This is a genomic window from Streptomyces sp. NPDC031111 (assembly GCF_055570675.1).
The window spans coordinates 113,733-140,296 of the sequence record NZ_JBVIGS010000008.1 but is presented as its reverse complement, the minus strand read 5'-3'; the positions used below and the strand labels follow the sequence as shown (position 1 = coordinate 140,296).

The 26,564-nt window shown below is 71.8% G+C and carries 25 protein-coding genes; 4 read left to right on the top strand and 21 right to left on the bottom strand.

The genetic code is table 11. The features are described 5' to 3' along the window. The first annotated feature begins 8 nt into the window (after positions 1-8). Positions 9-860, top strand: a complete 852-nt coding sequence (locus tag ACZ470_RS18340; protein WP_468428351.1) for a MerR family transcriptional regulator — start codon at positions 9-11, stop codon at positions 858-860. Between the two features lie 48 nt (positions 861-908). Here ACZ470_RS18340 and ACZ470_RS18335 read toward each other — a convergent pair whose 3' ends face one another. From ACZ470_RS18335 to ACZ470_RS18325, 3 genes are all read right to left on the bottom strand, one after another. After that, on the bottom strand, positions 909-1,364 hold the full coding sequence (locus ACZ470_RS18335; RefSeq protein ID WP_468428349.1) for a MarR family winged helix-turn-helix transcriptional regulator: 456 nt from the start codon (positions 1,362-1,364) through the stop codon (positions 909-911). A 133-nt stretch (positions 1,365-1,497) separates the two neighbouring features. Further along, the gene (locus ACZ470_RS18330; RefSeq protein ID WP_468428348.1) at positions 1,498-2,148 is read right to left on the bottom strand and encodes a response regulator; all 651 of its coding nucleotides are present in this window, start codon (positions 2,146-2,148) and stop codon (positions 1,498-1,500) included. After that, complete coding sequence (locus ACZ470_RS18325) at positions 2,145-3,410, bottom strand: sensor histidine kinase (RefSeq protein WP_468428346.1); 1,266 nt, start codon at positions 3,408-3,410, stop codon at positions 2,145-2,147. The genes ACZ470_RS18330 and ACZ470_RS18325 overlap by 4 nt, the downstream gene beginning before the upstream one ends. Before the next feature lie 256 nt (positions 3,411-3,666). Between ACZ470_RS18325 and ACZ470_RS18320 the strand changes: the two genes are divergently transcribed. Continuing rightward, positions 3,667-4,446: a class I SAM-dependent methyltransferase gene (locus ACZ470_RS18320; RefSeq protein ID WP_468428345.1), complete on the top strand. Its 780-nt coding sequence runs from the start codon at positions 3,667-3,669 to the stop codon at positions 4,444-4,446. A 19-nt stretch (positions 4,447-4,465) separates the two neighbouring features. On the opposite strand, the gene ACZ470_RS18315 is transcribed toward ACZ470_RS18320, so the two are convergent. Continuing rightward, complete coding sequence (locus ACZ470_RS18315; RefSeq protein WP_468428344.1) at positions 4,466-4,999, bottom strand: CGNR zinc finger domain-containing protein; 534 nt, start codon at positions 4,997-4,999, stop codon at positions 4,466-4,468. 111 nt (positions 5,000-5,110) lie between these two features. Here ACZ470_RS18315 and ACZ470_RS18310 point away from each other — a divergent pair, with 111 nt between their 5' ends. Together ACZ470_RS18310 and ACZ470_RS18305 are read left to right on the top strand one after the other, a co-directional pair. Continuing rightward, on the top strand, positions 5,111-5,980 hold the full coding sequence (locus ACZ470_RS18310; RefSeq protein WP_468428343.1) for an alpha/beta fold hydrolase: 870 nt from the start codon (positions 5,111-5,113) through the stop codon (positions 5,978-5,980). Positions 5,981-6,078: 98 nt separating this feature from the next. Continuing rightward, on the top strand, positions 6,079-6,510 hold the full coding sequence (locus ACZ470_RS18305; protein ID WP_468428654.1) for an MmyB family transcriptional regulator: 432 nt from the start codon (positions 6,079-6,081) through the stop codon (positions 6,508-6,510). A gap of 54 nt (positions 6,511-6,564) precedes the next feature. On the opposite strand, the gene ACZ470_RS18300 is transcribed toward ACZ470_RS18305, so the two are convergent. The 17 genes from ACZ470_RS18300 to ACZ470_RS18220 form a co-directional block, all read right to left on the bottom strand. Next, a complete protein-coding gene (locus ACZ470_RS18300; protein WP_468428341.1) occupies positions 6,565-7,785 on the bottom strand; it encodes an FAD-dependent monooxygenase in 1,221 nt (406 codons plus the stop codon). Next, positions 7,782-9,179 (bottom strand): MFS transporter, encoded by a 1,398-nt coding sequence (locus tag ACZ470_RS18295; RefSeq protein ID WP_468428340.1) that lies wholly within the window; start codon positions 9,177-9,179, stop codon positions 7,782-7,784. The genes ACZ470_RS18300 and ACZ470_RS18295 overlap by 4 nt, the downstream gene beginning before the upstream one ends. Next, positions 9,176-9,979: a YoaK family protein gene (locus ACZ470_RS18290; RefSeq protein WP_468428339.1), complete on the bottom strand. Its 804-nt coding sequence runs from the start codon at positions 9,977-9,979 to the stop codon at positions 9,176-9,178. Before ACZ470_RS18290 ends, ACZ470_RS18295 begins: the two co-directional genes overlap by 4 nt. 8 nt (positions 9,980-9,987) lie before the next feature. Further along, positions 9,988-11,796 carry a gamma-glutamyltransferase family protein gene (locus tag ACZ470_RS18285; RefSeq protein WP_468428338.1) on the bottom strand — a complete coding sequence of 603 codons (1,809 nt, stop codon included), beginning with the start codon at positions 11,794-11,796 and terminating at the stop codon, positions 9,988-9,990. Positions 11,797-11,830: 34 nt separating this feature from the next. After that, positions 11,831-12,940 (bottom strand): DUF3500 domain-containing protein, encoded by a 1,110-nt coding sequence (locus ACZ470_RS18280; RefSeq protein ID WP_468428652.1) that lies wholly within the window; start codon positions 12,938-12,940, stop codon positions 11,831-11,833. Positions 12,941-12,948: 8 nt separating this feature from the next. After that, positions 12,949-13,758, bottom strand: a complete 810-nt coding sequence (locus ACZ470_RS18275; RefSeq protein ID WP_468428337.1) for an alpha/beta fold hydrolase — start codon at positions 13,756-13,758, stop codon at positions 12,949-12,951. Positions 13,759-14,003: 245 nt separating this feature from the next. Further along, positions 14,004-14,621, bottom strand: coding sequence for a TetR/AcrR family transcriptional regulator (locus tag ACZ470_RS18270; RefSeq protein ID WP_468428336.1), 618 nt, complete (start codon positions 14,619-14,621; stop codon positions 14,004-14,006). A 102-nt stretch (positions 14,622-14,723) separates the two neighbouring features. Further along, positions 14,724-15,860 (bottom strand): pyridoxal phosphate-dependent aminotransferase, encoded by a 1,137-nt coding sequence (locus tag ACZ470_RS18265; RefSeq protein WP_468428335.1) that lies wholly within the window; start codon positions 15,858-15,860, stop codon positions 14,724-14,726. Beyond that, positions 15,857-16,516, bottom strand: a complete 660-nt coding sequence (locus ACZ470_RS18260; RefSeq protein WP_468428334.1) for an RraA family protein — start codon at positions 16,514-16,516, stop codon at positions 15,857-15,859. The genes ACZ470_RS18265 and ACZ470_RS18260 overlap by 4 nt, the downstream gene beginning before the upstream one ends. 110 nt (positions 16,517-16,626) lie before the next feature. Further along, positions 16,627-19,143, bottom strand: a complete 2,517-nt coding sequence (locus tag ACZ470_RS18255) for an ABC transporter permease (protein ID WP_468428333.1) — start codon at positions 19,141-19,143, stop codon at positions 16,627-16,629. Continuing rightward, the gene (locus ACZ470_RS18250) at positions 19,140-19,961 is read right to left on the bottom strand and encodes an ABC transporter ATP-binding protein (protein ID WP_468428332.1); all 822 of its coding nucleotides are present in this window, start codon (positions 19,959-19,961) and stop codon (positions 19,140-19,142) included. The genes ACZ470_RS18255 and ACZ470_RS18250 overlap by 4 nt, the downstream gene beginning before the upstream one ends. Before the next feature lie 150 nt (positions 19,962-20,111). Continuing rightward, on the bottom strand, positions 20,112-20,786 hold the full coding sequence (locus tag ACZ470_RS18245) for a response regulator (protein WP_468428331.1): 675 nt from the start codon (positions 20,784-20,786) through the stop codon (positions 20,112-20,114). Next, the gene (locus tag ACZ470_RS18240) at positions 20,783-22,003 is read right to left on the bottom strand and encodes a sensor histidine kinase (protein WP_468428330.1); all 1,221 of its coding nucleotides are present in this window, start codon (positions 22,001-22,003) and stop codon (positions 20,783-20,785) included. The genes ACZ470_RS18245 and ACZ470_RS18240 overlap by 4 nt, the downstream gene beginning before the upstream one ends. Further along, positions 22,000-23,070 carry a fatty acid desaturase family protein gene (locus ACZ470_RS18235; protein WP_468428329.1) on the bottom strand — a complete coding sequence of 357 codons (1,071 nt, stop codon included), beginning with the start codon at positions 23,068-23,070 and terminating at the stop codon, positions 22,000-22,002. Before ACZ470_RS18235 ends, ACZ470_RS18240 begins: the two co-directional genes overlap by 4 nt. Before the next feature lie 89 nt (positions 23,071-23,159). Next, positions 23,160-24,371, bottom strand: coding sequence for an acyltransferase family protein (locus tag ACZ470_RS18230; RefSeq protein ID WP_468428328.1), 1,212 nt, complete (start codon positions 24,369-24,371; stop codon positions 23,160-23,162). Continuing rightward, positions 24,371-25,345, bottom strand: a complete 975-nt coding sequence (locus ACZ470_RS18225) for an alpha/beta hydrolase (RefSeq protein ID WP_468428326.1) — start codon at positions 25,343-25,345, stop codon at positions 24,371-24,373. The genes ACZ470_RS18230 and ACZ470_RS18225 overlap by 1 nt, the downstream gene beginning before the upstream one ends. 166 nt (positions 25,346-25,511) lie before the next feature. Next, entirely contained in the window at positions 25,512-26,501 is a 990-nt protein-coding gene (locus ACZ470_RS18220; RefSeq protein WP_468428324.1) for a helix-turn-helix transcriptional regulator, read from the bottom strand. Positions 26,502-26,564: the final 63 nt, after the last annotated feature.

Sequence of the window (26,564 nt, the reverse complement as noted above, 5' to 3'; positions counted from 1 at the left end):
AGAAGAGCGTGGCAGAGCGTTGGACGATCGGAGAGTTCTCCCGGATCACCCACCTGAGCATCCGCACACTCCGCCGCTACCACGAGCAGGATCTCCTCGTCCCCGCGCACGTCGACCCGTCCACGGGCTACCGCTACTACACCCCCGCGCAGGTCCGACCGGCACTGACCATCAGGCGGCTGCGGGAACTCGACCTCCCGCTGGCGGACCTCCGGCGCTTCCTCCGGGCCGAGTCCACCGGCGCGGGCGGGACGGACCACGAAGCCGCGCAACAGATCGTCGCCACCCACCTCCGCCGACTGGAGGACCGGCTCGGCCGCACTCAGCGAGCGGTCCAGGCACTCCGGGAACTCCTCGACCCACAGGCCGAACGGACGGTGAGCCTTGAGGTGCTTCCGCCGCAACGCGTGCTCGCCGTGTCCCTCGACGTCCCGCCCGGCAGCGACCTGAGCTGGTACGACACCGCCATGCACGACCTGGACACAGCGGCCGGCGGCCGCCCGGTGCCTCCTCCGGGCGGCCGCTACGAGCACGACCTCTTCACCGAGGGGCACGGCCGCGCCACCGTCTACCTCCCCGCCGAGGTGTCGCTGCCGCCGGGAGCACCGGCCACCGTGAAGCCGCTCCGGCTGCCGCAGCGCACAGCCGTCGTCGCCACCCACCACGGGCCGCACGACGACCTCGACCTCACCTACAGCGCGGTGGGCTCCTTCGCCGCGCACCACGGTCTGCGCTCCCAGGATGTCGTCGAGGAGATCTACCTCGTCGGGCCGCGCGACACCGACCAGCCCGACCGCTGGCGCACCCTCGTCGCCTGGCTGATCGACACCGACACCCTCGACGGCCCCACCCCCGCCTGACGAACCGAAGCCGGGGCGGCAGAGATCACGGCGGTCGGGAAGCGCTGCTCACGAGGAGGTCTCGTCGTCCGGGGCCAGCCGTGTCCAGACCTCGGCCAGGTGGTCCAGGTGCTCGTCATCGAGCCGGTCGAAGAAGAGTCTGCGCAGGTCGCCGTGCTGCTGCCGCCACGCCTTGCGCAGGAGGGCCCTGCCGTCCGATGTGAGAACGGCCTCGAACCCGCGGCCGTCGCCCGCCGCCCGTCGCCTCTCGATCAGACCGCGCTGCTCAAGTCGGTCGGCGAGCCGGGTGAATCCGCCGGTGGACATCAGGCGCCGCTGTGCCAGCTCCGACATCCGCATGCCCTTCCTTCCGGCCTGGCCCAGCAGTGCCAGCACGCTGTACTCGGCCATGCTGACGTTCAGCGGAGCGAGCCCTGCCTCGATCTCACGCCAGATCCGATCGTGAGTGACCAGGAAACCGTTCCAGGCCTCGTACTCGAGTTCTCGCAGCTTTTCGGTCGCCATGAGCAGCACGCTATCGGCAGGGGACTTCGCGGACACCATGCGGGTCTCTGCCTGCGCACGCATACAGTGGCGGCGGGGGCAGACTCCCCCGGCCCTCTGCGTGGGTACGCCATGAAGGTCTTGGTCCAGCGGCTCAGGGCGTCAGGCGCAGCCGGGTCGCGGCCGCGACCGCGCCCGCCCGGGTCCGTACCCCGAGCTTGGCGTAGACGCGGCTGAGGTGTGTCTTGACCGTGGCTTCGCTGAGGAAGAGGGCGCGGGCGATCTCCCGGTTGCCGAGTCCCTGAGTGAGCCGGGCGAGGATGTCGCGTTCGCGTTCGGTGAGGGCGGGTGCCGGGGTGCGGATCCGGGACACCATCCGGTCGGTGACCGCCCGGGACAGTACGGCGCGGCCCGCCGCGGCGTCCCGGATCGCCGCGAACAGCTTCTCCGGTGGCTCGGCCTTCAGCAGGTATCCGGTGGCGCCCGCCGCGACGGCACGGGCAATGTCGGCGTCGGTGTCGAACATCGTGAGGACCAGCACGCGCGGGGCCGGGCCGTCGGCGTCCACGGTGACCAGCCGGCCGGTGGCCGTGACGCCGTCCATGCCGGTGCCGAGTTGCAGGTCCATGAGCACCACGTCCGGCCGCAGACGCGTGGCCATCGCCAGCGCCTCCTCCCCGCTGCCCGCCTCGCCGACCACCTCGATGCCGCCGGTGCTGGACAGCAGGGCGCGCAGTCCGGCCCGTACGACGGCGTGGTCGTCACACAGCAGCACCCGGACCGCGGTCTCACCGGGGGCGCTCACGACACTCCCTCATTGGTGCCGTCCGTCCCGAGCGGCACCGACATCGTGACCACCGTCCCCTTCCCGGGCGCCGACTCGACGGTGAGCGTGCCGCCTGCCTGTCGGGCCCGGGTCCGCATGACCGGCAGCCCGTGACCGCGCGTACGGGCCCGTCCTCGGCGCGGCGTGCGGTCCGCGTCGAACCCCCGGCCGTCGTCGGCGATGTCCACGGTGATCCGGTCCTCCATGCAGGTCAGGGTGATGACGGCCCGCGCCGCCCCGGAGTGCTCCCGTACGTTGGCCAGCGCGCCCTGGGCCACCCGCAGCAGCGCCGCCTCGACCGGCTCGCGGAGCCGGCCGGGGTCGGGCCCGTCCAGCCGGAAGTCGACGGAGGTCCCCGGGCCGCCGCCGCGTGCGGCGAGGTCGCGCAGCGCGGGCACGAGGGTGCTCTCGGCGAGGTCCAGCGGGGTGAGGTCGCGCACGAACCGACGGACCTCGGCGAGCGCCCGGCCGGTGACCTCGGCGGCGTCGCGCACATGGTCACGGGCGGTGTCCGGCGCGGCGTCCCAGTGCCGTTCCGCGGCCTGGAGCAGCATCCGCTGGCTGGACAGGCTCTGGGCCAGGATGTCGTGGATCTCCGCCGACAGCCGCTGGCGCTCGGCCAGGATGCCCGCGTGCCGCTCGCTGGCGGCGAGTTCGCCGCGGGTACGTACGAGGTCGTCGATCAGGAGCCGCTGACGGGCCGTCAGGCGTCGGCTCTGGACCAGTACGGCGGTCGCGACCATCCCCAACGCCACCGGGGCGATGACCAGGTTGGGGTTGAACCCTTCCCACTCGGGGGCGTCGGTGGCCACTCGGATCTCGGAGCCGACCACCAGCAGGACGACAACGGCCGCGAGCGGCACGGCGATCCGCACCGGCAGCCGGTGCAACCCGGTGAACAGCAGCGGTACGGCGCACCAGGTGGCGCTGGGTGCGAGCACGAGCAGCGCCAGCCACAGGGTGAGCACCAGCCCCAGCCACACCAGGTGCCGGCCGGTGGGGCGCTCACCGTGCCGGGAGGCGGGCGCCACGACCTGGCCCAGCAGGTAGAGCGCCGCGAAGAGCAGCAACAGGGTGAGGATCGGCCCGGTGCGGGCGTTCCCGGTGTCGTAGGTCAGCAGGCGGGCGATCGAGCCGCCCACCAGCAGGACGAACGCGGTGTGCAGGGCCGCCGTCAGCCACCACTCGTCGAGGTCGGGGCTCCGCGGGTCCGCCGTGGGGTGGCTCGGTGCCGCCGTCACGGGGCCACACCTTGTTGCCGTTTCCGCCTGTTGTGCCGTAGCCACTGCCCGTCCGTCGCCTCGCCGACCTCGTTCCCCCACATATACAAGTGACGGCCATCGGGCACATCATCCGATCGGCTGACATCGGCATGGCCCGGTACGACCCTCCGATCCAGCCGCACTTCCAAGGGGTGCGGCCCCCCGCCAATGAAGACTGCTGTCAGACCCCGCAGTCGGCGCCCGCGCGCCACCCCCACGGAAACGAGCAACCTCCATGCCCACAAAGAACCTTCAGGTCAACCGTGCCTCGCTCGGGCACCGGCTCTCCTACGCGCTGCGCCACCCCGGCCGGGTGCCCCGGTACCTGGGCCGGGCCGGCCGCGACGCCTGGCTGCGCTACCGCTCGCCGGATCACATCGCCTACTACCGGGCGGTCATGCGCTCCGACACCAGGGCCGACCCGGACGCCGCGGTGGGCAGTCGCAGCCGGGAGCGCTGGCTGGCACTGGGCGCCATGCAGTTCGACTACCTGCTCGGTCACGGGCTGCGGCCCGAGCACCGGATCCTGGAGATCGGCTGCGGCAACCTCCGCGCGGGTTGGCGGCTCATCGAGTACCTGGAACCGGGCCACTACTACGGCGTCGACATCTCTCCCGACATCCTGTTCGCCGCGCAGGACACGCTGGTGTCCCAGGGGCTCCAGGACCGGCTGCCCACCCTGACCCCGGTCCGCGACCTCACCTTGGGCTTCCTGCCGGAGGCGCACTTCGACGTGGTGCACGCCCACAGCGTCTTCTCCCACTCACCCCTGTCGGTGATCGAGGAGTGCCTGGCCAACGTCGGCCGGGTACTGGCGCCGGGCGGCTGGTTCGACTTCACCTTCGACCGGACGGTGGGCGAGGAACACCATGTGCTGAGGGAGGACTTCTACTACCGCTCCGAGACACTGACCGACCTGGCCGCCCGGTTCGGTCTGGCCGCCCGGCTGATGGACGACTGGGAGGAACTCCCGCACGGCCAGTCCAAGATCCGCGTCACGCACGCACCGGAGTGACAGGCGTCCCACTCGCAGGTCAGTCGGTACTCGCTGCACGGCTGCCGCCGGTCGGCTCACCGGCCTGACGTCGCCGTTCGTGGTGACGACGGGCCTTGAGCCGGTTGCCGCAGGTCTTCATCGAGCACCACCGCGCGGTGTTGGCACGGCTGTGGTCCATCAGGAACAGGCGACAGTCGCTGTTCGCACACGGACGCAGCCTCCCCGGTGACTCCTCCTGGAGACGGGCCCAGGTGAGGATCAGCCCGACAGCCAGTCGCCGCTCCGCCTCGACCTCCAGGGCCCAGTCCAAGCCATCCCCGGTCAGTCGGGGGACCTTGCGCGCCCCCGCGATGAACGGTGTCAGGATCTCGGGGCCGTCCTCACCGCGTACCACCCTCTGCAGTGCGTCTCGGCTCTCTGTGAGCCATTCGCGCTCCGCGGGTCCGATGTCACCACCGCACCGGGCCGCCCACTGGTCCAAGGACGGGCCCTCCCGCCACAGGTCGCGTGGAACCCCGTTCTCGACAGGCGTGCTGTTGAGCGCCTCGAGCAGCGCCTCCTCGCCGAACATCCCACCCTCACTCGATCTTTAACCTGCTTGCATCACTTGACAGGTTACACCTTCGCGAGTCAGCCTATGACCGAAGCGCCTAACCGGATACACACATCTAAGGGGTTAGTCATGGTCGAGGTGCGCCACCGTTACACCACCGTGCTCGGACACCGCGTGTTCTACCGGGAGGCCGGCCCCGCCGACGCTCCCGCGGTCGTCCTGCTGCACGGGTATCCCACGAGCTCACGCATGTTCCGGCAGCTGATCCCCGCGCTGGCCGACCGGTTCCATGTCATCGCCCCTGACCATCTGGGGTTCGGACAGTCCGACACTCCGCCGGCCGACGAGTTCGCCTACAGCTTCGACGCTCTCACCGACGTGACCGAGGGGCTCCTGGCGCAACTGGGGCTGGAGCGTTACGCGATCTACGTGCAGGACTACGGCGCGCCCGTCGGGTGGCGCCTCGCCCTGCGGCACCCGGACGCCGTCACCGCGATCGTCTCGCAGAGCGGCAATGCCTACGACGAGGGCTTCGTCCCCGAGTTCTGGGCTCCGGTCTGGGCCTACGCGCAGTCGCCGACCCCGTCGGGGGAAGCGGCCATGCGTGAGGCCCTGAGCTTGGAGGCCATCCGCTGGCAGTACCTGCACGGCGTCGCGGAACCGGAACTGGTCGACCCGGACACCTGGGCGGCTGATCACCGTGAGATCTCACGGCCCGGCCTCGACCGGATCCAGCTCGACCTCTTCCGTGACTACGCCACCAACCCGCCTCTCTATCCCCAGCTCCACGAGTACTTCCGCACCACGCAAGTGCCGCTGCTGGCCATCTGGGGCGCAGGGGACGAGATCTTCGGCCCCGACGGAGCCAGGGCCTTCGCGAAGGACCTCAAGGACGCCGAGATCCGCGTGGTGCCGGGCGGCGGGCATTTCCTTCTCGAAAGCCACCTCGACACCGTCGCCGAGGCGATGCGCACCTTCCTCGAGAAGCACGCCGCGTAGTGAAGGCGGGCAGGGGAAGGTAGGAATACCGCACCCACCTTCATGGCTCGTGCCGGCGCTGGTCCGCGCCTGGCCTCTGGTGTGAGTACCGACTACGCCTGGAGCAGGGGCGCGAACGTCACCCGTCGGTCCAGGTCGTCGACGCCCTGGCCGGGGCACTCGGGGCTGGGACGGGAAGCGGCCGCGCACCTGCACGGGCTCGCTCTCCCGTCCTCCGGGAGGCGGCGGCGCCCGGCCCCGCGGCACGACACTGTCAGCCCTCATGGGACCGTGTGGCGGCCAACACCGTCGCCGGGCCGCGTGCGGCAGCCGGCACCGACTACGACGACCCCCGTCTCATCGAAGTGGTCGGGGAACTGTCGCTCAGGAGCAAGCCGTTCCATCGGCTGTGGGCCCGCCACGACATCCGCCGGAAGAGGCATGAGACCAAGCGCCTGCGCCAGCAGTCACAGGCGGGCCCGTGCGGGTCGGGCAGGGGGATTCCCGGCCCGCACGGGGGTTTGACGGTCCCGGCCGCCCTTGTGGGGTGACCGGGACTCTTCCGCTCGGGCAACGGCGCTTGTGAAACCGAGCGGAGTTCAGGGTCACGTCATGGGCGTGAATTCGGGCAGGGTGAGGGCCGAATGGGCCGGTCGTCCCTTCCCGGAGGGGATGGCGTCGAGTTTGCGCAGCCTGTCGTTGCGTTCCGCCAGGGCCTGGGAAGTGGTCGGGAAGAGGGTGGCACCGCCCTTGCCGACCAGCGCCTGGTTCACGGTCACGAAGTCACGGGTGGAGTGTTCGTAGGCCGCGAAGCTCGCGGCGTGGTCCCGGTTGGCCAGGGAACCGGCGAGCATGTACGCGCCGACGAGGGCGAGGCTGGTGCCCTGTCCGGTGAGGAACGACGGCGCCCATGCGGCGTCGCCCACCAGCGCGACCCTGCCGCTGGACCAGCGGGGCATGCGGATCTGGCCGACCGCGTCGAAGAACACGTCGTCCGCGTCGCGCAGGGCGGCGAGCATGCCCGGGACCTCCCATCCGGCGTCGGCGAAGACCCTGGCGACCAGGTCCCGTTGGGCGTGCGGATCCGGGAACGCGTCGAACGGCGGCTCCGGCTGGGCGAAGTTCAGGAAGGCGTGCACTTCGTCGTCGTCGCCCACGGCGTAGAGGGCCGCGGCCCTGCCCGGAGAGTTCCACATCACGGTCTCGTGGGAGAGTCCGAGGGTGTTGCGCATGGTGAACACGGCGAAGCAGTAGCCGAGGTAGTGGTGGAACTGCTCTTCGGGGCCGAACAGCATCTCCCGGGTACGTGAGTGCATGCCGTCCGCGCCGAAGACCAGGTCGAAGGTGCGCCTGCCGCCGCCGCGGAAGGTGACGTCCACTCCGTGGCCGGACTGGTCGAGGGTGTCGATGGAGTCGTTGAACACGAACTCCACGTCGTCACGGACCGCCGTGTAGAGAGCGTCGGTCAGGTCCCCGCGCCGCACCTCGAGGTCCCGTCCGGCGACACCGCCGGTGACGGTGTGCGGGTGGAGCGAGGCCACCTCGCTGCCGTCCCCTTCGAGGAAGGTGAGCCGGCGCAGGTCGATGTGCGCGTCCCGCAGTCGCGGCAGGATCCCCATCCTCCGGACGACTTCCAGCGCGGTGCCGCGTACGTCGATGGGGTAGCCACCGCTGCGCGGCGCCCCCGCCTTCTCCACCACCGTGACCGCGTATCCGTAGCGGTTCAGCCAGTATGCGAGGACGGGACCGGCGATGCTGGCCCCGGATATCAGGACCTTGGGCCTCGGCGTGGTACGGGTACCCGTCAGCTGGTCGGTGAGGGTCATTCCTTGACTCCTTTGCTCATGGTTCGGACGACAAGCAGGGACAGCACCGCGACGACTCCGGCGACGAGGAAGCCGGTGGTGAAGGCCGATTCGGCCGGGATCTCGGACCCGGAGGGGGTCGCCGAGGTGAGGAGCGCGCCGCCGAGCATCCCGCCCACGGCGGAGCCCAGCACGCGCGTCACCAGGATCAGGCTGGTGGCGATGCCGGTGTCGCCTTCGTCGACGGAAGAGGCGATGCTGGTCACCATGGCCGTGACGCACAGGCCGTTGGCGAGCGCGATCAGCGCCTTGCCGACGGCGATGTGCCAGACCTCGGAGTGTGCGGCCGACAGGGCCAGCAGGGCGGCGGCCATGAGGACGGCCGCGGTGGCGACCACGGCACGCGAGCCGAAGCGACGCTCCCCGATTCCGCCGAGCGGCCCGGCCAGCGTCGCGGCGACGGCGCCGGGCAGAAGGACGAAGCCGATCGCGGTGGCGCCGAGCCCGAAGCCGTATCCGTCCCCGGACACGTCCAGCAGTTGCGGAACGAGATAGACCCCCATCGCGGTGCCGAGGCATATCACGAACGTCACGACAGACGACTTCCAGATCACCGGCCGTGCCAGCATGCGCAGATCGACCATCGGCGCGGCCGCGCGACGTTCGACGGCTGTCCAGCCGGTCACGAAGGCGGCCAGCACCGCGATCAGGGCGACGAACACGAGTGGCTGTGAGCCGGCCTCGGGCGCCATCGCGAACACGAGCAGGAGGGTGACCAGGATCCCGCTCAGCAGAAGCAGGCCGGGCCAGTCGATCCCGGCGTCGTCCGACCGGCCCGGCGGATCGGACGGCATCAGCCTGTTCACCAGCAGGGTGAACCCGATGACGGCGAAGGTCGGCACCGCGAACATCCAGTGCCGGGAGAACGCTTCCGCCACGGGCCCGGCCGACAGCAGGCCCACCATCGAGCCGCCCACGAACATGCCGCTGACCAGCCCGATGGCGGCCTTCGACGCTCCCGAGGGGAGGTGTTTGCGCACCACGATGAACGACAGGGGCAGTGCGCCCACCATCGCCCCCTGAAGGACCTGGCCGAGCAGCAGCACCGGCAGGTTGGGCGCCAGGGCGGACACCAGGCCGCCGACCGAGACCACCGCCATCAGCCGGATCAGGACTCGCTTTCCGCCGTAGCGGTCGCCGAGCTTGCCCGCGAGCGGTGTGATGAGCGTGCCGGTGATGGCGAGCACGATGTTGAGGAGCGCCCCTTCGGAGGGACTCATGTCCAGCTCGCGTTGCAGGAGCGGGAGCGTCGGCGCCACGACCGACTCCAGGGCGCCGGTGGAGACCGCCAGCATGCCGAGGGCCGCGACAGCGGCCTTCCCCATGCGGACCGGAGGGGCCAGGGTTGTGGTCATGAGCGTCCTTTCCGTTGGTGACGGGCGAGTTGGGGTCCGGCCGCTGGCGTGGCGCTGCCGCCCGCGCCGGCCGTCGACGGCTCCGGCGGGGAACCGCTCTTCGGGGACGAGGCGGGTCCGTTCGTGACCGCCGCCGCGTGGTCGGCGGAGGGGGCGGACGCGTGGCCGAGGCCGCTCACGGCGAGCGCGACGAGCGCTGCCGCCGCCACCGCGAGACCTTCGTGCACCCGGCACAGCGCGGCGCCGGTGAGCGCTCCGGCGATGATGAGCGCGACGGCCGCGGCTCGCCGCGGGGCCCCTTGACGGCGGGCCGCTCCCAGCCGGGAGTCCGCCGCGAGTCCGGTCAGTGTGGAGGTGACCACCACGGTGGTGACGTCCTTCACCGCCAGGTGGCGGGCCGTCGCCGCCTGCACCCCCATGGCCAGGGCGAGCGACGACGCCATCAGCGCGCGGGCGCCAGGGGCGGTCACCCCGAGGGCGGTGAGTCCGAGCGCCGTGGCGGCCAGGAGCAGTGCGACACCGCCCAGCAGGCCCGTGCACCGGCGGCTCCAGCCGGGAGCGGCTGTGCGCAGCACCCGCCCGGCCGCGGCCGCGCCGGCGAGAAAGGACAGCAGTGCCGCGGCGGGAGCGAGCACGGGCAGGTGTGTCCCGCCCGCGGCGGCCATTCCGAGGATGACCACGTTGCCCGTCATGTTGCCCGCGAACACCTGGTCCAGGCGCAGGTATCCGACGGCGTCGACGACGCCCGTCGTGAAGGTGAGGGCGAGCATCAGCCCGAGCGGCGTGACACGCCGTCGCACCGGGCCGTTCATCGTCCCGCCGCGTAGCCCTGGGCACCGCGCGGGTTCGCCGCCGCCCCGAGGACGCCGCTGTCCGGGTCGCGGGTGACGACCGACAGCCGGCCCTGGCTCCATGGTCCGGAGACGGTCACGTCGTGGCCGCGTCCGCGCAGTTCGTCGATGACCGCCTCGCCCGCTCGTTCCTCGATGACCAGTCCGCCCGGTGTCCAGGTCCGCGGCCAGAACGAGCTGGGTACGGCGGTGGTGTGGAACGCGGGCGCGTCGATCGCCTCCTGGGGGTCCAGCCCGAGCGCGAGTGTGCGTACCAGGTAGATCAGTTGCCACTGGTCCTGCTGGTCGCCCCCGGGTGTGCCCAGTGCGGCCACGGGAAGGCCGTCGCGCAGCAGCAGGGTGGGAGTCAGTGTCGTACGAGGCCGCCGGCCCGGTGCCAGGCGCGACGGTGCGGTCTCGTCCAGCCAGGTCATCTGGAGCCGTGTGCCCAGTGCGAAACCGAGCTCCGGCACGGCGGGAGAGGACTGGAGCCATCCTCCCGAGGGTGTGGCGGAGATGATGTTTCCCCAGCGGTCGACGACGTCGATGTGGCAGGTGTCGCCCCGGGTCTCCCCCGTCTGTTGCACGGTGGGTTCGCCCACGCCGTCGGCGCGGACGGCGTGCTGTCGGGTGACGAGCGGTGGTGTGTACGGTGTGACGCCGATGTCACCGGGCCTGAACACGGTGGACGCGACCGGGTCGATCAGGTCGGCGCGCTCCTTGCTGTACCGGGGGGACAGCAGACTGCGCACCACGGCCTCCGCTTGTGCCGGGTCCAAGTGCCCGTAGTACGCCTCGCGGTCGGCCATGGCCAGCTTCAGGGCCTCGGTGATGGTGTGGATTCCCCGGGCGGTCGACGGATCGATCCGTTCGTCGTCGAAGTGGTCCAGCATGGTGAGCGCTTGCAGCAGCACGGGACCCTGGGACCACAGTCCCGCCTTCGCCACCGTGACCCCCCGGAACTCCGCGGTGACGGCGGGCTCGAGGGACGGATGGAAGTCGGTGAAGTCGGCGGCGGTGATCACTCCGGCGTGGTCCCCGCCCGAGGAGTGCCGATGGGGTGTGGCCACGAACTCGGCCGCGACGGCTGCCACGTACCCGCGCCAGGTGCGCCGTGCGGCGGCGATCCGTGCGGTCCTCGTCTCGCCGGCACCCCCGGTGCTCAGGCGGCGCAGGGTCCGGGCGTAGGCGGGATTGACGAGCGTCTCATGCGGTCGCGGGACCCGCCCTCCGGGCATCCACTGCGCGTACGACGTCGGCCAGTGCGTGCGGAAGAGATCCTCGACCGTGGCGAGGACGCGCGCCAGTTGGGGCACGACCGGGACTCCGTGCTCCGCGTAGTGGATCGCGTAGGCCAGGACGTCGGCGAGCTCCCAGGTACCGAACTCGGCGAGCAGCCAGAGCCAGGAGTCGACGGCCCCCGGAACGGCGGCGGCCAGGGCCCCGGCGCCCGGGACGTGGTCGAGCCCTTCGGCCCGGAAGTGCTCGGGCGTGGCTCTCCGCGGAGCGTGGCCCTGCCCGGCCAGTACGAGCGGCGAGGGGTCGGCCGCGGTCGCGAGGACGGCGACGAGATCACCGCCCGGCCCGTTGAGGTGGGGTTCGGCCACGTGCAGCACGAAGGCTCCCGCCGTGGCCGCGTCGAATGCGTTGCCGCCCCGCTCGAGTACGGACTGGGCGGTGGCGGAAGCCAGCCAGTGCGTCGACGCGCACATGCCGAAGGAGCCGCTCAGCGTGGGGCGCGTCGTGTGAGGGGGAGCGTCGTTCGGTGACGGTCGTGGACCGGCCATGTCTGTCACTTTCCGTTCGTGTGGCGCGTGATGGCTACGCGTGGTGGGCGGCGTGGTGGGCGGCCAGGACGTCGCCGCCGAAGTCGGTCTCCGGGTCCCGCCACACGGCGTGGGCGTGGTTGACGCCGCGGTGGATGTTGGTCCATTCGATGAGCAGCCGGGGGCCCTGGAGGCGGTAGTAGTGCGGTTCGCCGGCCGTGGTGGAGCCGGCCCAGGCGAGGTGCACGGCGTCCAGCGCCGCCGGGTCGTCGTAGCGGGGCAGCGGGGACACCCCGTCCGGGACGCGGTCGAGGTAGGTGCCGAGCAGAGCGCGCAGCAACTCGCGCTGTGCGGCGTCGAGTTCGGAGCCCGGTACGCCCTTGGGTCTCGGGGTGAGGGCCAGCGCCCGCCGGCTCGCGCCGTCGAGGCCGGTGGACGGGTGCTCGGCACGGTCCGGGATGTGCGGGCCGGGGCGCCAGAGTTCGCTGCGTTTCACCACGCGGTCGGCGACGCGGGTGCTGTTGCCCGCCACGACGTCGTTCGGGGCGCGGGGCAGCAAAACCGCGCGGGCGGCGGACTCGGGGCGCAGGGAGCGGACCAGTTCGCGGGCCAGGTCCTCGGCCGTACCCAGCGGGCGCAGTTCCGCGCCGCCCAGCAGCGGTGACATGGCCGGGTCCGCGCCCAGGAAGCAGGGCGTGGTGGCGGCGACCCGTCCGTCCACCACGAGGTTGTTGAGCGAGACGTGGTGGCCGCCGAACCGCCATCCCCACGGCCGGGGTCCGCCGGGCTCGCCGAAGACGCGCAGGTAGTACATGCCGGGGTCGCGGGTGCGTTCCCTCCCCCAGTTCACCGAGAAGCCCTCGACGCGGTCGAGTACGTTCTCCAGGCCGAGCACGGTGGCGACAGTGGCGTATCCGGCTTCGGACAGTCCGGTGGCGACCAGCCGCATCACCAACCGGTGCTGGGCGGGGCGCTGTTGGTGGAAGGTCAGGCCGCCGTGGTCGGTGGGCGTGTAGAACCAGCGGGTGCGTTCGGCCTCGGCCGCTTCGTCGGTGCCCGGCCACGGTCCGACCGCCACCCTGCGCTGGTCCGCGTCCAGGGAGTCCAGCCACGCCCGCGCTGCCTCGGCCATCCGGTCGGCGACCTCGCGGTCGGCGTCGGCCATGGCGCCGCTCATGCCGCGTTCACCCCGAGGAATTCGCGCACCCAACGGGCGACCGTGTCGGCGAACTCCACCGCGATCCCGTGTCGGCCGCCCTCGATCGCACGCAGTTCGGCGTTCGGGATCTGCTGCTCCATCAAGAGGGCGCCGGCCCAGGGCGCCAGCCGGTCCGCGGTGCCGTGCACGATCAGGGTGGGTGCGGAGATCTCCCGGAGGCGGTCGCGGACCTCGTGCTGTCGGGCGACGTCGTGGCGGCGGGCGCTCTGCTCGGGCGTGCGGGCGGTGAGGGTCCGGGCGGGCCGGGCCTTCTGCTCGGCCTGGCCTTCGGGTGTGAAGAAGAAGTCCGGGGCCGCGTTCTTGCGGTCCTCGTGGGACATGTTCAGGAGCTCGTCGATGGCCTGGCTGCCGAGCGCGAAGCTCGGCGTGGTGGCGACCAGGACGAGGGACGCGACGCGTTCGGGATGCCGGAGCGCGGTGTGCTGTGCGACGGCGCCGCCGAAGGAAGTGCCCAGCAGATGCGCACGGTGCAGTCCCAGCGCGTCCAGCAGGGCGACGAGGTCGTCGGCGAGGACGTCCAGCGTGTAGGGAGCCGGTGGGTTCACGGTGATCCCCGAGTCGCGCTGGTCGTAGGAGATCGCCCGTATCCCGGTGCCGAGTCGCGCCCGGAGCGTCGTGAACTGGGTGCGGTCGCTCTCGCCGCCGTGCACGAGCACGAGCGGCACGCCGTCGCCGTCGTCGATGACCCCGACGTCGAGATCACCCGCTCGTACGGTCGAGCCGGCCGGTTCGGCGGATTCGCGCTCTTCCTGGTGTGGTGCCACCGCTGACCTCCTGGTCGATGCGATAGTTGGACGCCCATTCAATTTGAGAGGGCGTTATCAGTTAATGGGCAGCCTGACGGAAGGTGTCACCGCGGTGGTGCGTGGCGACGGGGTACAGAGTGCGGGGACGGCTGTGGGCCGGGCGTCATACCCGGGAGCCGATGAGGATGTGCTACCGCGGTAGGGGGTGGAGGAGAGTCAGGAGCCGCCTCGCGGCGGGCGGGTACCGGCTGGGGCGGGGCCGATCAGCCGGCCCGGGACCACCCGCGCAACGCGCCGCCGTAGGCCTCGGTCAGCCGGGTGATGACCTCGCGGCGGGACAGACTCGTCTCCCGCAGCAGGTCCTGGATCTCCCGCGGGTCGAAGATCATGTTGCTCAGGAACAGGGCGTACTCGAGCATCTCGTCCGGAAGACCGATGTCGTCGAGCAGTCCCCGCACGGGCCCGCTCCAGGCCTCGCGCAGCGCGGCGATGATCTCGTTCCCGTCGTGGAGCCGTTCCAGGTAACCCCGTCGGGATCGGAGCTGCACCAGCGCGGGGCCGTGTTCGGCGAGGAGGTCCACCCACTTGTCCACGACGGCGTCGAACAGCGGCCTCCCTTGCGCGGCCGAGGTGACGCTGAAGTCGCGGAGCTCCTCGACGACGCTGAGCACATAGGCCGCCAGCACGTCGTCCATCGAGGAGTAGTAGCGGTAGGCGGTGGCCGGGCCGATCTCCGCGCGGGACGCGACGGCCTGCATGGTGAGCTGGTCGGGCGCCTCTCGGGCAAGCTCACCGACGGCCTGGAGGAGACGCCGGCGGTTGCGGAGGGTGTCGCTGCGCAGCTTGCGCCCCCCACGTGGGGCGGCCTGCCGATCGGTCACGGGCCTCCTCCGCCTCGTCGCAGTGCAGGCAAAGGATATCGCCTCCGAGTGCGAGGCGTTCGACCGCTCGGGCGGGCGCGGTACGCGGTCCACCGGCCCTGCTCAGGATCGCGTGTCGCCGAAGTAGCGGACGATGCGTTCCAGCCCGATCCACAGGTCGTCCTCGGAGGCCGCGAACGAGATCCGGACGTGCCCCTCGCCCGACGGCCCGTACTCGGCCCCGGCCCGGACCATCACCGCCCGCTCGGCCAACTCGCGGGCGACCGCCTCGGAGTTCAGGTCGGTGTCGTAGCGGAGGAACCCGTAGAACGCCCCCTCCGGCGGAACCAGGTGCAGTCCGGGAACGCCGGACAGGTGCGCGACCACCAGCTCGCGACGCTGCCGGTAGGTGTCGACCATGGCATCGACGGTGCTGTCCGGCAGTTCGAGGGCGGCGAGGGCCGCGTGCTGGACCGCGGTGTTCAACGAGCCGTTGTGGGTCCGGTGCACGTGAGCCGCGGCGTCCACCACCTCGCGCGGCCCGGTCAGGTATCCCACTCGCCAGCCGGTCATCGCGTACGTCTTGGAGAACGTCTGCACGTACACCGTCCGGTCCCGCAGCGACTCGATCTCCAGCGCGGAGGTCAGTTCATGGCCGGGGTACACCAGCCGGTGGTACGCCTCGTCGCTGACGACGAGGACGTCGGAGCCGTCGAGCAGCTTGCCGAGGGCCTCGAGCTCCTGCTTGCTGTGCACGATGCCGGTCGGGTTGGAGGGATTCGAGAAGATCATCATCGCTGCGCCGGGGAGCGCCGCGGCCAGCGCGTCGAGGTCCCAGTGCAGGTCCGGGGCGAGCGGGACGAAGTCCACGGTGCCGCCGGCGAGGACGACCAGGTCGGCGTAGAGCGAGTAGGCGGGCTCGGGGACGACCACCCGGTCGCCGGGGCCGATCGTCGCGAGCACGACGGCCGCCAGGGCGGCGGTGGCTCCGTGCGTCACGACGACGTCGTCCGCGGTCCAGTTCCGGCCGGGGTGCACCGGCAACCTGGACGCGAGCGCGGAGCGCAGTTCCCGGAGCCCTCTCTGGTCGGCGTAGTGGGTGTGTCCCGCACGCAGGGCGGCCACGGCCGCCTCGGTCACCGACGGCGGTGTCGGGAAGTCCGGCTCCCCCATCGCCAGGGAGACGGCACCCGGCGGGGCCGGGGCGAGGGCCGGGCGCCGCGACACGCGGCGGAGTTCGTCCATCCGGAAGGCGGTCATCGGACCACCGCCGCATGCTCGGGACGCGCGGCGAGGATGCGCTCGCGGAGCGCTTCCTCCCGCTCGCCGATCCCGTCGACCGCGTCCACGACCTCCCTCACACGTGATCGTGGCAGGACGACGACGCCGTCGGCATCACCGACGAGCACGTCACCCGCCGCCACGACGACGCCGCCGACGGCCACCGGGGCTCCGATGGCGCCCGGCCCGTCCTTGAAGGGGCCGGCGGGGGTGACCGCCCGCGCATAGACGGCCAGGCCCATCCCGGACAGCGCCCGGACGTCGCGGACCGCGCCGTCGACCACCGCGCCGGTGACCCCGGTGTTCACCATGATCTCGCCGATGAGGTCGCCGATCAGCGCTCGGGTCGTGTCCCCGTGTCCGTTGACGACCAGGACGTCGCCGGGCCGGGCTTCGTCGAGCGCCCGGTGGATGGCGAGGTTGTCACCCGACCGCACGTCCACCGTGAGGGCGGTTCCCAGGAGCACGGCGCGTTCGGTGAACAGCCGGATGCCGCCGTCCATGACGGTCATCCGCTGCAGCGCGTCGCCGACATGGGCGGCCGGCACTTCCCTCAGACGGCGGATCTCCGCCGCCGCAACGCGATCCCAGCTCGAAGCGATGGCCACGCCGTCCGTCGCCGCAGCAATGAACATGATGGCACTCCATTCTTAATTGAGGTACTTATCTCAGTTATCTCACGCACGCCGGGCCGCCGCAAGGGGCGGTGGCCGACGTGATGCCGGCCACCGCCCCTGTGCAGGCGCTACGACCGGCGCCGCAGCGCAGCCCGCGCCGGCAGCGTCACCGCGAGCAGGGCCAGACCCATGCCGGCGGCCGCGAAGGAGCCGTACAGCAGCGGGGGCGCGTAGGGCGCCTCACCGGTCATGCCGCGCATCATCGGGATCAGCGTGGCCGCGGCGATCGCGGTCCCGATGACCACGCCCGCCGCGGAGACCAGCAGGCTCTCCCAGCCGAGCATCGTCAGGACCTGGCGCCGGGTGGAGCCGACAAGCCGCAGGGTGCCCAGTTCGCGGCGGCGGTCCAGGACCGTCATCACCAGGGTGTTGACGGCGGCGATGGCGGCGAAGCCGCCGAGGACCGCGGCCATGGTGTTGTTCATCCAGGCGCCCAGCTTCGCGTCGAGGTTCTTCTCGGTGGCGTAGCCGGAGGCGTCGGTGACCTTGCCCAGTGCCGTGAGTGACTTCTCCGATCCGCCGCGTACCAGCAGCGTGCTGTCGAAGCCCGAGGTGACGTGACCGGCGAGGGACGCCCGGTCCATGGTCACCGTGGCCAGGCCGAGGCCACGGCCGTAGACCGCGACAACCTCGGGGCGGGCCTCGGTGCCGTCCGGAAGGTAGAGCGGCAGCCGGTCGCCGACGCCGACGTCCGCCGAGTCCGCAAGGGTCTTGTCGATGGCGATGCGGCCCTTGCCGAGCCCGCTGAGGCTGCCTTCGCGTACGTCCAGGTCCTGCACCTTCGTGAGCTCGGCGCCGGAGCCGCTGATGCCCTGGGTCACCGCGCCCTGGAGCGACTTGAACTCGCCGGAGCCGGTCGGCACCAGCACCTGGGTGTTCAGGAGGCCGACGGCCGCGTCCACGCCCGGCGCCCGGGCGGCTCGCGCCGCCGCGTCCACGGGGAGCCCGGCCGGGTCCGTGACCACGTGGTCCGCGGTGATACCCGCGCGCAGCTGCTTGTCGGCGGCCCGGTTCTCGCTCGTGTGCATGAAGACGAGGGTCGAGGCGAAGGCCATGGCGAGCACGATCGGGGTGATCGCGGAGGCCAGGCGGCGGGCGTTGGTACGGGAGTTGGCGGCCGCGAGCTGGGCGGCCGGGCCCGCGCCACGCAGGGGAAGGCCGAAGAGCCCCGCGCACAGCCGCGCCACCAGCGGGCCGAGCAGCGCGACGGCGAGCATGAAGAGCATGACGACGCCGAGGGCGGCGCCGGCCGCGTCGTCCCCCGAGGAACTGGCGGAGACGCCGGTGAGGACTCCACCTCCGACGAGGGCGCCGATGCCCAGCATCGTACGGATCAGGCCGGGTCGCAGCCGCTCCACCGACGCCTCGGCGAGCGCCTGTCCCGGCTTGATCCTGGCGGGGCGCCGACCGGCCACCCATCCGGCGCCGAGCGCGGTGAGCAGTCCGATGACGACGGCGGCGAGGAGGGGCAGCGCGGACACATGCACGTCCACGGCCTGCGGGATGGCGCCGCGGTCCTGCAACTGCCCGAACCACCAGTACGCGAGCCCGATACCGGGCAGGCAGCCGAGGATCCCGGCGAGCGGCGCGATGAGCAGCGCCTCGGAGGCCACCGCCCGTCGGACCTGCCGCGGGGTCGCGCCGACGGCACGCAGCAGCGCGAACTCGCGGGCACGCTGGGACACGGACAGGGCCACGGTCCCGGCCGCGGTGAAGACCGCGACGATGGCGGCAATACCGCCGAAGGAACCGCCGATTCCGAACAGTGTGTCCTTGGCGTAGGCCAGGCCGGGGTCCTCGACGGCGCCACGGTCGTCGCCGACGTGCACCTGGGCGCCGGAACCGGCGAGAGCCTTCTTCACCGAGTCGGCGAGCGCGTCGGCATCGGTGCCGTCCTGCGCCAGCACGGCGATGGCGTCGGCCTTGCCGGGGTGTCCGGCCAGCACGGGCACCTGGGAGTCGGCGAACCAGGCCAGGGGTCCGGCGTCGCGGGCGGTGTCCGCGGTTCCGGCCCGGGCGACGCCGGCGACGCGGAAGTCCTGCTGACCGGCGGCGGTCTGGAGTACGACGGTGTCGCCGACGTCGGCCTTCGCGGTACGGGCCGTACCCGCGTCGAGCACGACCTCGCCTCCGCGGGGCGCGGAGCCGGCGGTCAGCTCGGTACCGGTGAAGGCGTGGGAGCCCCATCCGTGCGCGGTGAGCAGACCACCTGGAAGGCTCAGTCCACCTTCGTGCGCCACGCGCACCGGGAAGGTGAAGTCCGGGACGGCGGTGGCCGCACCCGGCGCCTCCGCCGCCCTGGCCGCCAGCCCTGCGTCGAGCCGTGCGGTGTCCGGCAGCGGGGTGGCCTCCTTCTCCTGGTCCTCGCCGCTGCCCGTGACGACGTACTCGTACTGGTCCGCCGCCGCGACGACCGGCGCCTGCGCATACCGCTCCGCCGGCACCGACGCGCGCAGGCCGGTCTCCAGCAGGATTCCGCAGGCCGCGACGATCAGTGCGGACATCAGGAGCGCGAGGAAGGTCCCCGCGAAGGACGCGGGCTTGAAGCGGACGGCCTCACGGGCGAGTCCATTGGGGCGCCTCATGCCGCGGCACCTGCCATCGCGCCCGTACGGGAGGTGAGCACGGCCATCCGTGCCGCGATCTGTTCCGCCGAACCCCGTTCGAGGTGGTCGGCGAAGGCGCCGTCGGCGAGGAACAGCACGCGGTCCGCCCAGGCCGCCGCGGCCGGGTCGTGGGTGACCATGACGACGGTGGCGCCGAGGGTGTCCACCGCGTTCCGCAGCAGGCCGAGGACCTCGGCGGCGGTGCCGGTGTCGAGGGCGCCGGTCGGCTCGTCGGCGAAGATCACGTCCGGGCTGGTGACCAGGGCGCGGGCGACGGCCACGCGCTGCTGCTGGCCGCCGGAGAGCTCACCGGGCCGGCGCCGTGCCTTGTCGGCGAGCCCGACCTGCGCGAGGACCTCGGCCGCCCGACGGCGGTCCTGGCGCTGTCCGGCCAGGCGCATGGGCAGCAGCACGTTCTGCTCCACGGTCAGCGAGGGCAGCAGGTTGAACGCCTGGAAGACGAAGCCGAGGCGGCTGCGGCGCAGCTCGGTGAGCTCGTCCTCGCTCATACCGGTGATCTCCGTACCGCCCAGGGCCACCGACCCCGACGTGGGCCTGTCGAGCCCGGCGGCACACTGCAGGAAGGTGGACTTGCCGGACCCGGACGGGCCCATGACCGCGGTGAACGTTCCCCGGGCGAGGGCCAGGTCGACACCCGCGAGGGCGTGCACCGTCCCCGCGCCACGGCCGTACTGCCGCTGAACACCGCGCAGTTCGACGGCGAGACCGGGTGTGGTGGGGGCCGGTGCCTCCGGTCGGTCTTCCGCCTTCTGCCGCTTGGCGCTGCGTAGCCTCATGTTCCGCCCTTTCGCGATCTTTTCGTTCCGACGGACTGGAGAGTGCGGGGACGGCTGCGCGCCGGGCGTCATACCCGGGAGCCAAAGTGGAGGTGCTACCCCGGTAGGGGGTGGAGGGGGCGGGCCCGCCCTTTCGGGCGCGCTGTCGTGCTATTCGCCCGGGGTGACCAGGCCGGATTCGTAGGCGAAGACGACCGCCTGGGCGCGGTCGCGCAGGTCGAGTTTGGTCAGGACGCGGCTGACGTGTGTCTTCACCGTCTGTTCGGCCAGGACCAGCGTTTCCGCGATCTCGGTGTTGGACTGGCCGCGGGCCACCAGGGTGAGGACCTCGGTCTCGCGTTCCGTCAGCGCCTTCAGCCGCAGCGCGGGCTTGCCCCGGGCGGCGGGGCGCTGCCGGGCGAAGTCCGCGATCAGGCGGCGCGTGACGGAGGGGGCGAGCAGCGCGTCACCGGAGGCGACGACGCGGACCGCGGCGATCAGGTCGGCCGGCGGGGCGTCCTTCAGCAGAAAGCCGCTCGCACCCGCCCGCAGCGCCTCGTACACGTAGTCGTCGACGTCGAACGTGGTCAGCATCAGCACACGCGGCCGGTGCGTCACCCCCGGCGGCGGCGACAGAAGGCGGCGCGCGGCCTCGAGGCCGTCCATCTCGGGCATGCGGACGTCCATCAGCACGACGTCGGGACGGGTACGCCGGCTCAGCTCAACCCCCTGCACACCGTCGGGAGCCTCCCCCACCACGTCGATGTCGCTCTGCGCGGCCAGCAGCGCGGCGAAGCCCGCCCGCACCATGGCCTGGTCGTCGACGATGATGACGCGCGTCGTCACCTGACATCCCCTTCACTCAACGGCAGTCGGGCGGCGACCCGGAAACCGCCGTCCGGCAACGGACCCACATCCAGGGTGCCGCCGATGATCCGAACCCGCTCACGCATCCCGACCAGACCATGCCCCGTCCCGCCCGCCTCCAACGGCCCGGAAGGCGGCACGGGCGGCGGACCGTTGACGACCAGGACAGTGAGCCTCGCGCCGTCCTCCGAGACGGATACCTGCGTCGGGGCACCAGGCGCGTGCCGTACGACGTTCGCCAGGGCCTCCTGGACAATGCGGTATGCGGACAGCCCCACCGCCTCGGGCACCTCTGCGTCCTCGCAAGGGGTGAACTCCACCGGCACCCCCGCCCGCACTGTCGCCTCCACCAGCTGCCCGATCCGGGTCAGGTCCGGCTGGGGCGCGAGCTCGCCGTGCGTCTCCTCGTTCCGCAGCACACCAAGCAGCCGGCGCATCTCACTCAGCGACTCACGTGCCGTCGCCGCGATCGACGTCAGCTCCTCCTGCGCATCCGGCGGCAGCCGCTCAAGACGATACGCCGCAGTGTCCGCCTGCACCGTGATCACGGACATGTGATGCGCCACCACGTCGTGCAGCTCACGCGCGATCCGAGCTCGCTCCTCCAGCAGCGTCCGCCGCTCACGCTCCGCCTCACTGATCGTCTCCTGCTCGGCCAGCCTCCGCTGCACCTCATACCGCTCACGCAACGCACCACCGAGCAGAAGCGTGACACCACCCAGAATGGTCAGCAGCACGCTCATCGCGTCCGTGCCGTGCGGCGCGGCGAACCCCAGCCCGACGTTCACGCCCGCCGTCGCCAGCCACACCAGCAACAGCGTCCGCCACGACTCCCGCAAACCCAAAGCCAGAGACAGGCCGACGTACCCGACGATCCCCATGGGCGGGAACGGCCACAGCAACCGCTCCTCGAAATCAACACCGAGCAGAACCAGCGCCCCGGCCACATCCGCCGTGAAGACCACATACCAGGCATGCAGCGGCCGGACGACAGCCAGCAGCAACGGCGCCGCCTGCGCCACGGCCAGCGCACTCGCGATACCGGCGTTCAGGCCGTAGTCGGCGCTGAGGACCACAATGGTCGTGGGCAGCAGGGCAACACTCAGCACGAACGCCACCACCCACGGCAACAGCCGCACCCACCGACGCGACGCCCCCGCGAGCAGCGCACGCGGTCGTTCCTTCACCGAGGTCATGAGATGTCGGCACGGAGCGGTTCGCCCACTTCGTGCATGTGGTGCAGGGCCTGGCGGTAGGAGTCGACGAGACCGGTCTCCGTGTAGGGGATGCCGAGGTCGCGGCAGTGGGCCTTCACCATGGACTGGGCGAGCCTCAGGTGGGGGCGGGGCATGCTGGGGAACAGGTGGTGCTCGATCTGGTAGTTGAGGCCGCCGAGGAACCAGTCGGTGAGGACACTGCCCTTGATGTTGCGGGACGTGAGCACCTGGCGCCGCAGGTGTCCCCACTTGTCGCCGTCCGGGTCGGGCATGTCCATCCCCTTGTGGTTGGGCGCGAAGGCCATGCCCAGGTGCAGCCCGAACAGGGCTTGATGGAGCGCGGCGAAGACGAGTGCGTGCGCGAGCGGCATGGTCGTCAGGAGCAGGGTGACGTACCCGGCGACGTGGGTGACGAGGAGGGTGCCCTCCACCAGGCGTTCGCGGCCGGTCAGGCGGCGCAGGTCCTGGAAGCCGTAGACCTTCAGGGCGATGCCTTCGAGGAGGGTGAGGGGGAAGAAGAGCCATGCCTGGTGGCGGGTGAGCCAGGCGCGGAAGCCCGTGCGGGTGGCGGCCTGTCCGCTGGTGAAGACGAGGACGTCGGCGGCGACGTCGGGGTCCTTGTCGATGTGATTGGGGTTGGCGTGGTGGCGGTTGTGCTTGTCGTTCCACCACGCGTAGCTCATGCCGAGCAGCAGGTTGCCGTGGATGAGCCCGATGCGGCGGTTCGTGGCGCGGTTGCCGCTGATCTGGGCATGGCCCGCGTCATGGCCGATGAACGCCGTGCGGGCACACAGGACGGCGAGGACGGGGGCGAGAACGAGGACCCACCACGAATCACCGATGAGCACCATGCCGGTGACGACGGCGGCCAGGCCGAGCGCGTTGGTCGCTATGGTGCGCGCGTACCAGCCGGGGCGCCGTTCGAGCAGCTGCTGCCCCTTGACGTCGCGCAGCAGCGGTGTGAACTCGCTGGCCGTGTCCGGTGGGGATTGCCTCGCGGTGGCCGTCTCGGGTCGCGGCAGAGCGGTTTCGCCGGGCAGGGACATGGTTGTGCTCCGATGTTCGGTGGATGGTGTCGGTGAGTGTTCGGGGGGCGGCCCCGGACCGCGGTGGGACGGCGGCGCGTACGCGTGTCTCACGCCGCGAGCGCGAAGTAGCCGAAGCCCGTCGCCAGCACGGCCGCCGCCGCACGGCGTGCCGTTCCGGTGCGCTCCCACGGGGTCTCCAGCGGCCGGGCGAACCTCGCGATCACCACGAGCAGCCCCGCGAAGAGCGGCATCCAGGCAAGCCGCGCCGGCACCCACCCGGTCGTGTCCGGTGCTGTGGTCAGGCCGGGGATCTCGCCGAAGTACGAGGCCGGGACCGCCGCGGCGAGCATCGCCGTCTGGTGCCAGCACAGGATCGTCATCGCCGCCAGGTTGATGATCACTACAGGGGCCCACAGGGCGCGGCGCTGCAGAAGACGCGCCAGCTTGTCGCGCAGCAGGATCGCCGCGCCGGACTGGGCGGCCGCGAGTGCCAGGACCAGGAGGGACGGCGGGTGGGAGTTGGTACGGGACGCGCCGGGCACGCCCACCATCGACGCCGGGTAGTGGAAGGCGAGCAGCAGGGTGGCGAACAGGCCCGCGCCGCCCGCCAGCAGCAGCCACGCCTCGCGTCGGCCGAGCCGCTTGTCCGCCCAGGACACGCCCAGCTGGTAGGCGAACATCCAGCCCGGAAGGAGATTGAGCAGACTCAGCCAGGACGGCATCGCGTCCGCGTACGGCCCGTACCGCAGGAAGTCGACCACCGCGACCGAACCGAGCAGCGGAACCGCGGCCCGGAAACCCAGCCGCTCGGAGGCGCGGACACAGTACGGCGTGAGAGCCGTGATCACCGCGTAGACGCCGACGAACCACAGGGGTTGGACGACCAGTGTCGACGCGGTGTGCAGAGTCGCGGTCGGGACGCCGAAGCCGTAGTGCAGGGTGGGGAGGAGCAGTGCCCATACGGCGGTGACGCCGAGGACCGGGCGGCCCAGGCGCTTGAGGCGGCCGACCGTCCACTCACGGACCGAGCCCTTGCGGCGCTGGTGGGAGAGGTACGAGGAATAGCCGCCGACCAGGAAGAAGATGCCCAGCATCTGGAGGATCCAGCTGGCCGGGGCGAGCTCGCCGAACGTGGCCAACGGGCTGGCGTTGTGCAGACCGCCAGCGGTGTCGAGGGTGAAGCCGCCGACCAGCCAGTGGCCGGTCGGGACGGCGAGGAGTGCCAGTGCGCGCAGGCCGTCGATGGCACGGTCGCGGTGGGCGGGGGTGCGGCCGTCGATCTCGGCGGTGAGCTTCGCGAGTTTCGTGGGGGTCTTCATCACAGCTCCCCGTCGGCGATCGCCGCGAACGCGGTCAGCGTGGAGGTACCGGGGGTGAAGTAGGCGTCGTGCGCCGGTACGTCGTCGGCGGGCAGGACGGTCGCGCCGAATTCGGGCGAGGTGGGGTCCGCGCCGTGGCCCAGGCCCAGGAACTCGACATGGGGTACGCGGCCGACCCAGTCGTCCGGGGACCTCGCCGCCCAGACGTGGGCGTCGGTGTCGAGTGCGGTGACGTCGTCGGCGCGCATGCCGGGCGAGCCCATGACGACGATGTCGCCCGCGTCGGTGTCGGGGGCGGCGAGGCCGCAGACCACCGATCCGTAGCTGTGGCAGAAGAGGGAGGGGTCGGGGAGGCCGGCCGCGTCCAGGCCCTCGGTGAACCGGGTCAGGCGCTCGGCGCCCGCCTCGGCGAGCCGGCCGGTCGCCAGATCCACTCCGATACCGGAGGGAGTGGTGTAGCCGGCCCAGGCGATGACGGCCGTGTCCGCGCCCGCCTCCTCCTGGAGATCGGCGGCCCACTGTGCCGTACGGTCGAAAGTCGAGATGTCGATGTCCGAGCCGGGGACGATCATCGACACGCGGGAGGCGTTCTCCAGGTCGCCCACGACTCGCGCGATCAGGCCGCGACCGCGCGGGTCGTACGCCAGGACCTGCTCGCCCGCGGAGGCGTTGGCCTGGTACCGGAGGTTCACGGGGGCGCCGTCGAGGTTGCCCACCACCGTGGGGTGGTCCTCGACGAGTCTCTGCCGCTGGGCACCGGTCAGGCCGGCGAAGAAGGCCGCCACGTCGGACGGGGTGGCCGTGGCAGGATCCGGCAGCTCCTTGCCGAGGGAGCCGTCCGCCAGCCAGGCGGCGGTTCCGGGAAGCGGACCGGCCGCCACGCTCTCACCGCTCGCCGAGGCCCAGCCCGCTGTGCTGCCGACCAGCAGCGTGGTCAGTACGGCGGTCGTCAGCAACGTCATGAAGCGGCGCATCCACCCGTCTCCCTCTGTCTCGTCCGTGATGACGAGGGGAAGGTAGGGAGACGGTGGCGGGCGGGGCGTCACACCCGGGAGCCAAGCGGGCAGTGCTACCCCGGTAGGGGGTGGGTGAGGACGGCAACGGTGCGTGCCGCCCTCTCATGACAGTGGTTCCTCGCGGTCAGGCTCGGCGAGCACCGGACGCGAGGCGATCGGCGAGCGCGGTGACGAGGTCGCGCAGTTCATCGGGGCGCTCGATGACGAACGGCCGGTCGAGCGAGGCGAGTACGGGAGGCAGCCAGTCGAGCCGCTCCGCCCGCAGTTCGACGCGCAGCCAGCGCTCGGTTGCCGGGGTCTCGCCTGCGGCGGGCTCGCGCTCCTCCAGGCGCGCGATGGCGGCGGGCAGGTGGGCGCGGATCTGCTCCACTGTCCCGTGGATCCGCAGGGTCACCTCGTGCCGGTACTCGGCCGTGGCGAACGCCGACAACAGGCGCTGTGCCGGACCGGGGCCCTCGGGCGCATCGAACGAGCCGGGCAGGGCGCGTGCGTCCGCGATGCGGTCGAGCCGGAAGGTTCGGTCCTCGCCGATCCGGGCGTCCTGGCCCGTGACGTACCACCGGCCCGCGTGCGCGACGATCCCGTACGCGTGGAGCGTGCGTTCGCTGCGCCGTCCGTCGCGGTCGGTGTAGCGGATCGAGACCGGTCGGCGGTGGCGCACCGCATCGGCGATGGTGAGCAGCACCCCGGTGTCCGGGGTGTCGAGCTCTCCGGGCCGTTCCGTAAAGGCGAGGGATTCCAGGAGTGTGTCGAGCCGGCGGGCGATGTGCTTGGGCAGTACCCGCCGGATCTTCGCCGATGCCGTCTCGTTCGCCGTGTGCTGCGTCGCCGTCAGCCCCGCTCGGCGGCCGGCGACGAGGCCGAGCAGCACGGCCAGGGCCTCGTCGTCGCTGAGCATCAGCGGAGGCAGGCGGTACCCGGGAGCGAGCCGGTACCCGCCGTAGCGGCCGCGCACCGACTCCACGGGCACATCCAGGTCGATCAGCTGGTCCACGTACCGCCGCACGGTGCGTCCCTCGACGCCGAGCCGGTCGGCCAGTTCGGCCACCGTCCGGGTGCCGCCCGATTGCAGCAGCTCCAGGAGTGTCAGCACGCGGGCAGTGGGTCGGGGCATGTCCACAACCTAACGCCAATACTGGACCGATTCTGTCCACTATTTCTCCTAGCCTGCGCAGTG

Bases quoted from the DNA above. Each gene is read 5' to 3' on its own strand.
- ACZ470_RS18335 (WP_468428349.1), bottom strand. From the start codon at position 1,364: ATGGCGACCGAAAAGCTGCGAGAACTCGAGTACGAGGCCTGGAACGGT.
- ACZ470_RS18320 (WP_468428345.1), top strand. From the start codon at position 3,667: ATGCCCACAAAGAACCTTCAGGTCAACCGTGCCTCGCTCGGGCACCGG.
- ACZ470_RS18315 (WP_468428344.1), bottom strand. From the start codon at position 4,999: ATGTTCGGCGAGGAGGCGCTGCTCGAGGCGCTCAACAGCACGCCTGTC.
- ACZ470_RS18310 (WP_468428343.1), top strand. From the start codon at position 5,111: ATGGTCGAGGTGCGCCACCGTTACACCACCGTGCTCGGACACCGCGTG.
- ACZ470_RS18300 (WP_468428341.1), bottom strand. From the start codon at position 7,785: ATGACCCTCACCGACCAGCTGACGGGTACCCGTACCACGCCGAGGCCC.
- ACZ470_RS18295 (WP_468428340.1), bottom strand. From the start codon at position 9,179: ATGACCACAACCCTGGCCCCTCCGGTCCGCATGGGGAAGGCCGCTGTC.
- ACZ470_RS18285 (WP_468428338.1), bottom strand. From the start codon at position 11,796: ATGGCCGGTCCACGACCGTCACCGAACGACGCTCCCCCTCACACGACG.
- ACZ470_RS18280 (WP_468428652.1), bottom strand. From the start codon at position 12,940: ATGGCCGACGCCGACCGCGAGGTCGCCGACCGGATGGCCGAGGCAGCG.
- ACZ470_RS18265 (WP_468428335.1), bottom strand. From the start codon at position 15,860: ATGACCGCCTTCCGGATGGACGAACTCCGCCGCGTGTCGCGGCGCCCG.
- ACZ470_RS18260 (WP_468428334.1), bottom strand. From the start codon at position 16,516: ATGTTCATTGCTGCGGCGACGGACGGCGTGGCCATCGCTTCGAGCTGG.
- ACZ470_RS18255 (WP_468428333.1), bottom strand. From the start codon at position 19,143: ATGAGGCGCCCCAATGGACTCGCCCGTGAGGCCGTCCGCTTCAAGCCC.
- ACZ470_RS18250 (WP_468428332.1), bottom strand. From the start codon at position 19,961: ATGAGGCTACGCAGCGCCAAGCGGCAGAAGGCGGAAGACCGACCGGAG.
- ACZ470_RS18240 (WP_468428330.1), bottom strand. From the start codon at position 22,003: ATGACCTCGGTGAAGGAACGACCGCGTGCGCTGCTCGCGGGGGCGTCG.
- ACZ470_RS18235 (WP_468428329.1), bottom strand. From the start codon at position 23,070: ATGTCCCTGCCCGGCGAAACCGCTCTGCCGCGACCCGAGACGGCCACC.
- ACZ470_RS18230 (WP_468428328.1), bottom strand. From the start codon at position 24,371: ATGAAGACCCCCACGAAACTCGCGAAGCTCACCGCCGAGATCGACGGC.
- ACZ470_RS18225 (WP_468428326.1), bottom strand. From the start codon at position 25,345: ATGCGCCGCTTCATGACGTTGCTGACGACCGCCGTACTGACCACGCTG.
- ACZ470_RS18220 (WP_468428324.1), bottom strand. From the start codon at position 26,501: ATGCCCCGACCCACTGCCCGCGTGCTGACACTCCTGGAGCTGCTGCAA.